Annotated in this window: 6 protein-coding genes; 2 read left to right on the top strand and 4 right to left on the bottom strand. The window is 75.5% G+C overall.

Annotated elements, in window-relative coordinates; all coding sequences use genetic code 11:
• Nucleotides 1-182: 182 nt before the first annotated feature.
• Nucleotides 183-590, top strand: coding sequence for a VOC family protein (locus tag AA75_RS20295; RefSeq protein WP_033821551.1), 408 nt, complete (start codon nucleotides 183-185; stop codon nucleotides 588-590).
• A 152-nt stretch (nucleotides 591-742) separates the two neighbouring features.
• Nucleotides 743-1546, top strand: coding sequence for an inositol monophosphatase (locus tag AA75_RS20290; RefSeq protein WP_033821554.1), 804 nt, complete (start codon nucleotides 743-745; stop codon nucleotides 1544-1546).
• A gap of 34 nt (nucleotides 1547-1580) precedes the next feature.
• Here the strand turns inward: AA75_RS20290 and AA75_RS20285 are convergent, their stop codons facing one another.
• The 4 genes from AA75_RS20285 to AA75_RS20270 form a co-directional block, all read right to left on the bottom strand.
• Nucleotides 1581-2783 (bottom strand): cytochrome P450, encoded by a 1203-nt coding sequence (locus tag AA75_RS20285; RefSeq protein WP_033821550.1) that lies wholly within the window; start codon nucleotides 2781-2783, stop codon nucleotides 1581-1583.
• A 64-nt stretch (nucleotides 2784-2847) separates the two neighbouring features.
• Nucleotides 2848-3612, bottom strand: coding sequence for a tRNA-dependent cyclodipeptide synthase (locus tag AA75_RS20280; protein ID WP_063794401.1), 765 nt, complete (start codon nucleotides 3610-3612; stop codon nucleotides 2848-2850).
• Nucleotides 3613-4216: 604 nt separating this feature from the next.
• Nucleotides 4217-5761, bottom strand: coding sequence for a pyridoxal-dependent decarboxylase (locus tag AA75_RS20275; protein ID WP_233289108.1), 1545 nt, complete (start codon nucleotides 5759-5761; stop codon nucleotides 4217-4219).
• The gene (locus AA75_RS20270; protein WP_033821549.1) at nucleotides 5758-7149 is read right to left on the bottom strand and encodes a diaminobutyrate--2-oxoglutarate transaminase family protein; all 1392 of its coding nucleotides are present in this window, start codon (nucleotides 7147-7149) and stop codon (nucleotides 5758-5760) included. Before AA75_RS20270 ends, AA75_RS20275 begins: the two co-directional genes overlap by 4 nt.
• Between the last annotated feature and the right edge of the window lie 271 nt (nucleotides 7150-7420).

The following is a 7420-nucleotide window of genomic DNA, read 5'->3' as shown; positions in this document are numbered from 1 at the left end:
CCGGAGTACGCCGGAGCGGGCCGCACGAGGTCCGCCGCCCGCCCCGGCGCGCGGGCCGGACCGGGCCGGACCGGGCCGGACGGGGGCCGGTCCCCGGGGCGCACCCGCGGCGGCGCCGTGTCACCGGCCCGCACCGGGGAGCAGGATGGGAGCCGGGCCCCGGAGCGAGAGGAACGGCAGCCATGGACTGGAAGCTCGAGGTGGTGGTGGTCCCCGTGGTGGACCTCGACCGCGCCAAGCGGTTCTACCACGAACAGGTCGGCTTCGGGCTCGACCACGACACCCGGATCGGCGAGCACAGCCGCGTGATCCAGCTGACCCCGCGCGGCTCCGGCTGCTCGATCGTGCTGGGCACCGGCATCCCGCAGTCCGTCCCCGGCTCGCTGCGCGGCCTGCAACTGGTCGTGGACGACGTGGCCGCGGCCCGCGCCGAGCTGGCCGAGCGGGGCGTCGACGTCACCGAGGTCCGGCACCTGGACGGCGGGGGCGAGTGGCGGCCCGGCCCGGGCGAGCCGTGGAACTCGTTCATCTTCTTCGACGACCCGGAGGGCAACAGCTGGGTGATCCAGGAGCGGCCCGCCACCACCTGACCGTCCGGCCGTCGGCCCGGCGGTCCCGGTTCAGGTCCCGGCACAGGTCCCGGCACAGGTCCCGGCACAGGTCCCGGTGCAGGTCCCGGCGCGGATCCGCACCGTACGGGCGTGCGAGAGTGGTACCCGGCGAAAGGAGCGGTCAGGTGCTGATGGAGAAGGTGGCGGAGATCCTCGCCGAGGCGTCGGCCGAAGCGGTGGAGCCCCGGTTCCGGGCACTGGCCGCCGGCGAGGTGATGGAGAAGGCCCCGGGCGAAGTGGTCACCGTCGCCGACCGGGAGGCCGAACGGATCATCACCCGGCGGCTGCAGGAACTGCTGCCGGTGCCCGTGGTCGGCGAGGAGGCGGTCTCCGCCGACCCCGCCCTCGCCCGGGCGCTGCTCGCCGAGCCTGCCGTCTGGCTGGTCGACCCGGTCGACGGCACCTCCAACTTCGTCGCCGGGCGCCCGGAGTTCGCGGTGATGGCCGCCCTGGTCCGGGACGGGCGAACCGTCGCGTCCTGGATCTGGCAGCCCGTCACCGGCACCGCGTACGCCGCCGAACTCGGCTCCGGCGCCTGGCGCGACGGGCACCGGATCCACCGCGAGCCGGCCGGCCGGCTGCCCGAGAAGTGGCACGGCCTGCTCAAGAGCCGCTTCCTCGACCCGGCCACTCACCACCGGCTGCACAGCCGGGCCCGCGCCTTCGGCCGGCTGGAGGAGGGCCTGCGGTCGGCCGGTATGGAGTACCCGCTGCTCGCCGACGGCGGGGTGGACTTCATCCTGTACTGGCGCACCCTGCCCTGGGACCACGCGCCCGGCTCCCTGCTGGTGACCGAGGCCGGCGGGGTCTCCGCCCGCCTCGACGGCACCGCGTACCGGCCGGAGCCGCCGGGCTGCGAGGACGGCCTGCTGGTCGCCGCCGACCCGGACCTGTGGGACCGGGCCCGCGACATCCTGCTCGGGCTCGACGGCTGACGCCGGGCCCGGCCCCGGCCCCGCCGCGAACCGGCTACCAGACCACCGGCAGCCGCTCCGGCAGCCGCTTGATGAAGCCCGGGCGCCAGGCCAACTGCTCCGCCGGCAGCGCCAGCCGCAGCTCCGGGAGCCGCCCGACCAGCGCCGTCAGGGCGATCCCGGCGTGGGTGCGGCCGAGCGCGGAGGCCGGGCAGTAGTGGCGGCCCGCCCCGAACGCCAGGTGCGGGCCGGCCGGCCGGTCGAAGTCGATCCGCTCCGGGTCCGGGAATACCTCCGGGTCGTAGTTGGCGCCCTCGACCAGCACCAGCACCAGCTCGCCCTGCTTCACCAGCACCTCGCCCACCTGCACGTCGGCCAGCGCGAGCCGCGGCAGCGCGTCACCGATCGACAGGTTGTACCGGAGCAGCTCGTCGACCGCCCGGTCGATCACGGCCGGCTCCCGGCGCAGCCGTTCGGCCAGCTCCGGACGGCGGGCCAGCGCGATGATCGCGTGCAGCAGGAACGCCGAGGTGGAGACCGCCCCCGCGCCGAACAGCGAGAGCGCCACGGTGGCCAGCAACTCGTCACCGACGCGGTCCGAGAGGTCCGGCGAGCGGCGCAGCTCGGCGAACCGCCCGAGCAGCCCCTCGGTCGGCTCCGGATCGGCGGTGAGCCGGGCCGTCATGTAGCCGAGGTCCTTGTACCAGTTGGGTGTCGAACCCTCGAACGGCGCCGGGCTGGTGATGAACGCGACGTCGATGCCGGACATCAGCCGGCGCCAGTCGTCGGTGGGCAGCCCGAGCAGCCGGCAGTGCAGCGCGGCGGAGTACGGCTCGGCGAAGCCGTCCCGCAGGTCCGCCGGCGGGCCCTGCTCCACCAGCACGTCCAGCAGCCGGTGCGCCTCGGCCTCCAGCCAGCCGCCCAACTCCCGGTCGGCGCGCGGGTTGAGGGTCTTCATCACGGCGTTGCGCAGACCGGCGCTGTTGATGTTGCCCATGTTGTTGACCACCTCCGGGGGGATGGTCAGCGCGTACTGGCGCGGCACCCCGGGGTTGGCGGTGTCCTTGAGGCTGAACCTCTCGTCCTCCAGCACCTGCTCGGCCAGCCGATGGCTGCTGACCAGCCAGGCCTCGTCACCGGTCATGGTGCGGACCCTGGCGACGGGGTGCTTCTCCCGTAGCAGTGCCGCCTCCTCGGGCAGCACGTCGCCGCGGGCGGAGAACGGGAAGGTGAACTCGGGTTCGGCGGTGGTGGTCATCGGGGTGCGCTCCTTCGGAGAGGGGTGTGCGGGTCGTGGGGGAAGGCGTGGTGGGGCCGGGGTCTCAGGCTGCGAGCGGATCGGCCGCGAAGCGGGGCCGAACCACCGCGTAGCCCTGGGCGGGCGCCGCGCGCAGGCCCTCGCTGCGGCCGAACAGCACCGGGGTGAGCGGGAGTTCGAGGTGGTAGCAGGAGATGGAGGAGGGCACGTCGAGCAGGGCCGGGGTGTCCAGGAAGAAGGGCAGCTCGGCGGCGATGTACGCGACCCCGGCGGCCAGTTGGGCCGGTGTCGGGGCGTCCGCGTCCGCCAGCCTGGCCTGCAGGAACCCCCGGGCCATCCCCTCGGTCGCGGCCCGTAGCACCGGGTCGCCGCCGAGCGCGGCCAGCACCGCGGCGTGCAGGCCGCGGTAGGCCGCCCGGTCGGTCAGTTCGGAGAGCGCATGGGTGCGGACACCGTCGCGGTCCGCCTCCTCGACGGCCCGGCGGATCCGCCGCCGGGTGGCCTTGACCTCCTTGGCCGCGCGACGTTCGGCCTGCTCAAGCGGGTAGCCGGCGGCCTCGAACTGTGCCGCGACATGGAGATCGGCGTGCACCACGTCCACGGCCGCGAAGAACTCCCGCCCCCAGCATATGAGTTCGGCGAGGCGCTGATGACTGAAGTAGCTGTTGCCGGGGCTGACCCCGATCAGCAGGTGGTCGCCCCGTTCGAAGACCTCCCGGCAGCGGCCGGAGAACGGGACGGCCTCGAAGGCCCCGAGGCTGGTGGTCGGAGGGGCCGGAGTGGCCCGAGTGGTCGGAGTGGTCCGAGTGGTCAGAAGTGTGTCGCTCATACCGCGGCCTCCGCGTCGCAGGGCTGGCTCCGCCGGCCGGCGGCGGCCGGGCACGGCGGAGAGGGTCGGGGCGGTGCAAGGTGGGTGAGGGGGTGCAGGCCGCCACGGCACACGGCTCCGGCCGGGATGAGGCCGGGACAGGGGGGAACGGCGGCGGCGAACACCGGACCGGGGCAGGGTGCCGCGCCGGACCGGCGGGAGGACGGACGAGGGGCAGGACCGGCAGATCAGCCGGAGACGGCCCTGCCCGACCGGCCCGAGGGCCTAGGACGTGCCGGGGCGACAGGCCGAAGTGACCGCACGGGCGCGGCGGCACATGGTGGATCCCCCTTGCGCCGCTAGTCCCTGGGAGCCGTGTGCTCCCGGTGTGGCGGCGGCTACCCGAAGTTACCGCCGCCGTTCCGCTTCCCGGCAAGCCAAGATCCGGGGGATGGCGGAAAAGCGCTTCGGTACGGCCGAAATCGACTGGACAATGGCCGGGAAAGTCTGTTCACGGAGACTTCCCGGCCGCCATGCGTCCCACCGGTATCCGCAGGTCGGGGCCGGTGACGCCAGTGGACGATCCCCCAATTCCTGCACCCTGAAAGGAGTTTCTGCTGTGGCCTCAGCCGAATTCCGGGGCACCGCCGGACTGTTCCACCGCGCGGCCTGCGCGGACGATCCCGGCCAGCAGCGCCGCGGTGTCCTCGACGGTGGTGTGCGGGTTGAGGAGCGTCAGTTTCAGCCGCACCCGGCCGGGGCCGTCGCCCGGCAGCTCGGTCCGGCCGACCACGGCCCGGCCCGACCGCAGCAGCACCCGGCGCAGCTCCGCGTTGACCCGGTCGGCCACCGCCGGGTCGTCGCCGGCCGGGCGGTAGCGGAACACCACCGTGGTCAGCACCGGTTCGCAGAACAGCTCCAGCGCCGGATCGGCGTCGACCGCGCGGGCCGTCGCCCGGGCCAGGTCGTGGCAGGCGTCCACCAGGCGGCCGAGCCCGTCCCGGCCGAGGGTCCGCAGGGTGACGGCCAGCTTGAACCCGTCCGGGCGGCGGGTGGTGCGCAGCGAACGGCCGAGCAGGCTCGGGTACCCGGCCCGCTCGTCGTCGGCCGGGTTGAGGTACACCGCCCGCCGGGCCAGCGAGGCGTAACTCGCGGCCTCCCGCACCAGGAACACCCCGGCGGCGGCCGGCTGCCAGCCGAGCTTGTGGAAGTCCAGCGAGAGCGAGTCGGCCCGGTCGATGCCGTCCAGCAGTGGGGCGAGCCGGCGCGAGAACAGCGCCCCGCCGCCGTACGCGGCGTCGACGTGCAGCCAGGCGCCGTACCGGGCGGCCAGGTCGGCCGCCCGGTGCAGCGGGTCGACCGCACCGGTGTCGGTGGTGCCGGCGGTGGCGACCACGGCGATCGGGGTGCGGCCGTCGCGGACCGCCCCGGCGAGCGTGTCGGCCAGCGCGGCCGGGTCCATCCGCAGCCCGCGGTCGACCGCCACTCCGAGCACCGCCCGTTCGCCGAGGCCGAGCAGGGCGGCGGCGCGCTGCACCGAGAAGTGCGCGGCCCGGGACGCCACGATCACCGGCCGGACCGCCGCGGGCAGACCGTGCAGCTCGACCTCGGCGCCGGGGGCGCCGAGGGTGCGGTCGCGGGCCAGCATCAGACCGAGCAGATTGGACTCGGTGCCGCCGGAGGTCACCACACCCGCGGCCGATCCGGGCGGATGGCCCACCAGTTCGGCGAGTTCGGCCAGCAGCTCGGTCTCGAAGGCGGTGGCGGCCGGGGCCTGGTCCCAGGAGTCCTGGGACGGGTTGAGCGCGCCGACCGCCAGGTCGGCCGCGACGGCGACGGCCAGCGGCGGACAGTGCAGGTGCGCCGCGCACGCCGGATCCGCCGGGTCGGCGGCGCCCTGGGCGAGATGGGTGGTCAGCCGCAGCAGCGCGTCCGGGTCCGGCTCGTCCCGGCCGTACCGCAGCACGCCCGCGAACTGCTCGGCCAGCCGCCCGGGTTGACCGGCCGGGATAGGCCCGCCGCGCTGCTCGGCACCCACCGCCAGGGCCGTCAGCACGAGGTCCAGCAGCGGGCGGAGGGCATCCGGGCCGTGGACGCCACCGGACAGGGCGGCGGGAGCTCCGGGGCCGGGAGACGGCGGCCGGTCGCTCACCGGGGGGCGGTCGCTCACCGGGGGGCGTCCGCCGTCGAGGAGCGGGCCGCGGACTCGATCGCGTCGCAGAGCCGGTCCAGCACCGCCTCGGCCTGCTCGTCGCTGATGGTGAGCGGCGGCAGCAGCCGCAGCACCGCGTCGTGGCGGCCGCCGAGTTCGACGATCAGGCCGCGCTCCAGGCAGGCCTGCCGGACCCGGACGGCCAGCGCCGGGTCCGGCGGCAGCGCACCGCAGCTGTCCGGCCCGGCGGACGGATCGACCAGCTCGACCCCGATCATCAGCCCCCGCCCGCGGACGTCGCCGACCGCCGGGACCCTGCTCTTCAACCCGTCCAGCCGGGCGGTCATCCGCGCCCCGACCAGCTCGGCGCGCGCCACCAGCCCGTGCGCGGCGACGTACCGCAGGGTGGCCGCGCCCGCCGCCATCGCCAGCGTGTTGCCGCGGAACGTGCCGGTGTGCGCGCCGGGCTGCCAGCCGTCGTACTGCTCGCGGTAGACCACCACCGCCAGCGGCAGGCTGCCGCCGATCGCCTTGGACAGCACCATCGCGTCCGGCAGCACCCCGCTGTGCTCGACCGCCCACATCGCACCGGTCCGGCCGACCCCGGTCTGCACCTCGTCCACGATCAGCGGGATGCCGCGCTCGGCGGTGATCCGGCGCATCTCCCGCAGCCACGCGTCCGGCGCAGGCACCACGCCGCCCTCGCCCTGGACGGCCTCCAGGATCATCGCAGCGGGCGGCAGCACCCCGCCGGACGGGTCGTCCAGCAGCCGCTCGGTGTACGCGGCGGACAGCTCCGCGCCCCGCTCGCCGACCCCGAACGGGCAGCGGTACGGGTACGGGTAGGGCAGCCGGGTGACCTCGCCGCCGCTCGGCAGTGGGGACTTGACCGCGACACTGCCGGTGACCGCGAGCGCGCCGGCCGTCATCCCGTGGTACGCGCCGGTGAAGGCGAGCGCACCGCGGCGGCCGGTGGCCGTCTGCATCAGCTTGAGCGCCGCCTCGACCGCGTCGGTACCGGCCGGGCCGCAGAAGTGCACCCGGGCGCCGGCCGCGAACTCCGCCGGGAGACTGGCGAACAGGGCGGAGGTGAAGTCGTCCTTCTCGGCGGTGGCGAGGTCCAGCAGGTGCAGCGGCGCGCCGCTGTCCAGGGTCCGGCGGATCGCCTCCAGCACCACCGGATGGTTGTGGCCGAGGGCCAGGGTGCCCGCGCCGGACAGGCAGTCCAGGTACCGGCGGCCGTCCGCGCCCTCCACGGTCATGCCGTTGGCGCGCACCGGGACGATCGGGAAGGACCGGGCGTACGTCCGGGCGGCCGACTCGCGGATGCGCTGGCGGCGCAGGATCGCGTCGCCGACGGGGGCGGCGGTGTCGACGGTGGCGGCGGTGTCGACGGCGAGGGTCACAGGCTGGCTCCCTTTAGTTAGGTAAGCCTAACTTTACCGACCGCACTTCGGTGATCCCGCACCGCCACCGAACTCCACCCGACCGGGTGATGCCCGGCCGGCCGGGCAGGACGCGGGGCGGCGAGGCGCGGGGCCCGGGCCGCAGGGCAGCCGTCGGCGTGGACAACGAGCGGGAGCGGCCGGGGACACGGGGGCGGGTGGACGGGTCGGGGCCGGGCGGTCGGGCGTGGGCGCGCGGCGCGGGTGTCGGGTGGCGGGTGGCGGGTGGCGG

This window comes from Kitasatospora sp. MBT63 (assembly GCF_000710465.2).
Lineage (GTDB): Bacteria > Actinomycetota > Actinomycetes > Streptomycetales > Streptomycetaceae > Kitasatospora.
The sequence above is the reverse complement of the archived record's forward strand: the minus strand, read 5'-3'. Positions and strand labels throughout refer to the sequence as shown.